The sequence below is a fragment of the Halopseudomonas sp. genome, from assembly GCF_041579695.1.
Lineage (GTDB): Bacteria > Pseudomonadota > Gammaproteobacteria > Pseudomonadales > Pseudomonadaceae > Halopseudomonas.
The window spans coordinates 1-2,897 of the sequence record NZ_JBFGFI010000167.1; the positions used below are offsets into that span (position 1 = coordinate 1).

At 60.9% G+C, this 2,897-nt stretch carries 3 protein-coding genes and 1 pseudogene; 1 reads left to right on the forward strand and 3 read right to left on the reverse strand.

Translation table 11 applies throughout. The annotated features are described in order from the left end of the window. A pseudogene (locus ABYA88_RS15950) lies at positions 1 to 346 on the forward strand (acetyl-CoA C-acetyltransferase); the annotation flags it as partial. Positions 347 to 406: 60 nt separating this feature from the next. Here ABYA88_RS15950 and ABYA88_RS15955 read toward each other — a convergent pair. The 3 genes from ABYA88_RS15955 to ABYA88_RS15965 form a co-directional block, all read right to left on the reverse strand. Beyond that, on the reverse strand, positions 407 to 817 hold the full coding sequence (locus tag ABYA88_RS15955) for a DUF2784 domain-containing protein (protein WP_373188372.1): 411 nt from the start codon (positions 815 to 817) through the stop codon (positions 407 to 409). Between the two features lie 22 nt (positions 818 to 839). Next, positions 840 to 1,196: a DUF1622 domain-containing protein gene (locus ABYA88_RS15960; RefSeq protein ID WP_373188373.1), complete on the reverse strand. Its 357-nt coding sequence runs from the start codon at positions 1,194 to 1,196 to the stop codon at positions 840 to 842. Positions 1,197 to 1,214: 18 nt separating this feature from the next. Beyond that, on the reverse strand, positions 1,215 to 2,897 hold a 1,683-nt coding region (locus ABYA88_RS15965; RefSeq protein ID WP_373188374.1), incomplete at its 5' end, for a vitamin K epoxide reductase family protein.

Genomic DNA, 2,897 nt, shown 5'->3' on the forward strand with positions numbered 1-2,897 from the left:
CGCCAACGCTGGCGTCGATCCGGCCATCATGGGTATTGCTCCGGTATCAGCTACGCAGCGTTGCCTGCAGAAAGCTGACTGGCAGATTGCTGACCTTGACCTGATCGAGGCGAACGAAGCCTTCGCCGCCCAGGCGCTGTCCGTGGGCCGTGAGCTCAAGTGGGACGCCGAGAAGGTCAACGTCAATGGCGGTGCGATTGCACTGGGCCATCCGATCGGTGCTTCCGGCTGCCGGGTGCTGGTCACCCTGCTGCACGAAATGCTGCGCCGTGACGCGAAGAAGGGCCTCGCCACATTGTGTATCGGCGGCGGCCAGGGTGTGGCGCTCGCCCTGCAACGCGACTGAGAGCCCAGCGGGCTGTATGGCACCGCATAGCCGGCCAGCCCGCGAAGCCCTGACCCGGCTCTAAAGCCTGTTGCGCCTGAAGCGCGGCGGAAAGAACCAGCAGCATGCCAGCACCAGGGCGGCAAACAGGCTGTAGGCGAGAATGAATACCCATGGCGGCAGGTCGAAATACAGTACCGACTGCAGCCAGTACTCGATGAAGCTACCGGCATAGGTACTGGCACCGCCCTGTTCGCGCAGCCACATTTCCAGCGTGGTCAGGGGGCAGACCATACCCAGCCAGGCCTCTGCAACGACGATCAGAATGGTCGCCAGATGCGCCAGGCGGAACCACAGGTTGTTCACCCAGCGCCATCCTCGCAGGTTGCCAAGAACAATCAGCACCAGGCCCACTATGACGAACGCAACCAGGCCGATATGCACTGCCAGCACGACGTTGGCCAGCGCCTGATAAGAAACTGTCCCGTTCAACGCAGGCTCCTGTAGGGGCTGATCATTCCTCTCTCTCCCGCTGCCACGGCCAGCGCCCGGTGAGCTCGACATCCAGAGTGAAACTCAGGAAGGTACGCACCAATACGATAAGAGCCAGCGTCCCGACTGTCTTGTAAGTCATGTCGACGATAACGGTGAGGATGATATCGGCGGCCACCAGAAACTCGAGACCGAGCAGAATCCCCCTGCCCAGACGCATCCGGACCTCCTGAAAGACCCCCTTGGCGTCGTAACTCTTGGCAATGTGATACGCCGCCACGGCCACCGAGTAGACAGCGGTGACGGTAATGATTCCGATGCCCAACAGCTCGATGATTGCTACACACCATTGAGCGATGATAACAACATGATCGTGCATGAATACTCCCTTGATCGGCTACACCAACAGGCGACTCCAACCACCATAGCGATCACGGATTGGCCCCCGGCGCACGGCGACAGCAATAACCAGTGCCGCGCACACGAAGCTCGCCGTAGCGGCTGGCATTCGCGCTTCGAACAGCATTGGCGTCACCAGCAAGGGTAACGCCAGAGGCAACAGCAGCCAGCGCATCGGCCTGCCGACCTCTGCCATCGACATCACCGCCACGGTCACAATCAAGGCGCCGAGCACATGATCCCAGTGGGCCATCGCACCCTCGTTACCCAGTGTGGCACGGGTAAACATCAGCCACACGCCAATGGCCACGGCCAGCAGCAGATTCCATGGCGTGCCGACGCCCACCGTGAGCATGTCGCGGACAATCACCAGCGGGCGGCGCTGAAAGCTCGCCTCTGCCGGATCATCACTGCCTTCATCGGTGTCGCCGGTAAAGAAAATTTTCAGTACCGGCACGCCACTGCGCCAACGCCGGTGCAGAAACTCGCCGGTGGCTACCAGCTCGTTCAGTGCATAGGCAATCTGCAGCAGCATCGCCAACGCACCGATCAGACAGAGCGTACACAAGGGGCCAATAAGAATCGGCTGGATGATCACAAAGGTAATCGAGACAACACCCAGAGGTACGATAAGCAAACCGAACGTCGCCACCACCCAGGGCATCGTACGCCAGCGGCGGGTGCTGCCGACCAGACCGAGCAGTATCTCCAGAGCGTAGACCATCCCGCCGAGGCCGGCGTCGGGGACCGGCCAGGCTTCCGAGACGTCGGATGTGATGATCTGCTCGGTACCGTTGAGCGCGCCGACTCCGCTGCCGGCAAAAAACGGCTCCCACACGCTGTCGATATGCCCCAGCTGATAGGCCGCCATGTACCGCGAGAGGATAAAGCCCAGCAACGCGAGAAATACGATCGGCATGCGCTGGAACCAACTCGAGGGATTCTTGTCCCACCCCGGCGGAATCCTTGGGCCATAGGTTGCTGCTACCGGAGATACGCCCGGCGCCGGTCGTACCAGCGCGGAAAACCCGATGGCCAGCATGCCGACAAGGGTGCCATTGAGATAGGCAGCAGCGCTTGCAGTCCAGAACACCAACGGAGCCAGCAACAGCCAGAAACCCACCGCAGCGCAGGCGAATCGGGCCCAACTGTGACGCCAGGACAATGAGACAAACCCCAGTAGTACAAGCAGCACGCCACTGACCAGATCGCTGTAAGCCATCGCCGTGCCGAGATAGCCCAGCGTGGCCGGCGAGCTCAACAACCAGGCGCCCAGCCCCATGTTGAAAAAATGCGCCCAGAGGAACTGGTTGTGCTGAGTCACGACATTGCGCTGGTGTTGCTCAATAACCTGCTCCGGATTCAGGTCACGTTCGTCGGCTGTTGTCATCCAGTCCGGCGGTGTGATCCCGTTGGCCTCATACCAGCCGCGCGGATCACGTTTAAGGTTGTCGACCAGCGCGTTCAGTGTATCGCGCAGACGATGCCGGGGCCGCCATCCCAGCAACTGGCGGGCACGGCTGATATCCAGTTGGTAATGATCCGAGGCCATGTCGATCATGAACGGACGGATGAAGGGTTTCTCTCCGTGATCGAAATCGTCAGGCACCATCGGCTCAGCTTTCTCCTCGGCCCAGGCACCCGCCTTGGCTACAGGCTTGGGTACCGAGAGAGTACGCCA

Excerpts from the sequence above, each read along its gene's own strand:
- ABYA88_RS15960 (WP_373188373.1), bottom strand. The coding sequence starts at position 1,196 with ATGCACGATCATGTTGTTATCATCGCTCAATGGTGTGTAGCAATCATC.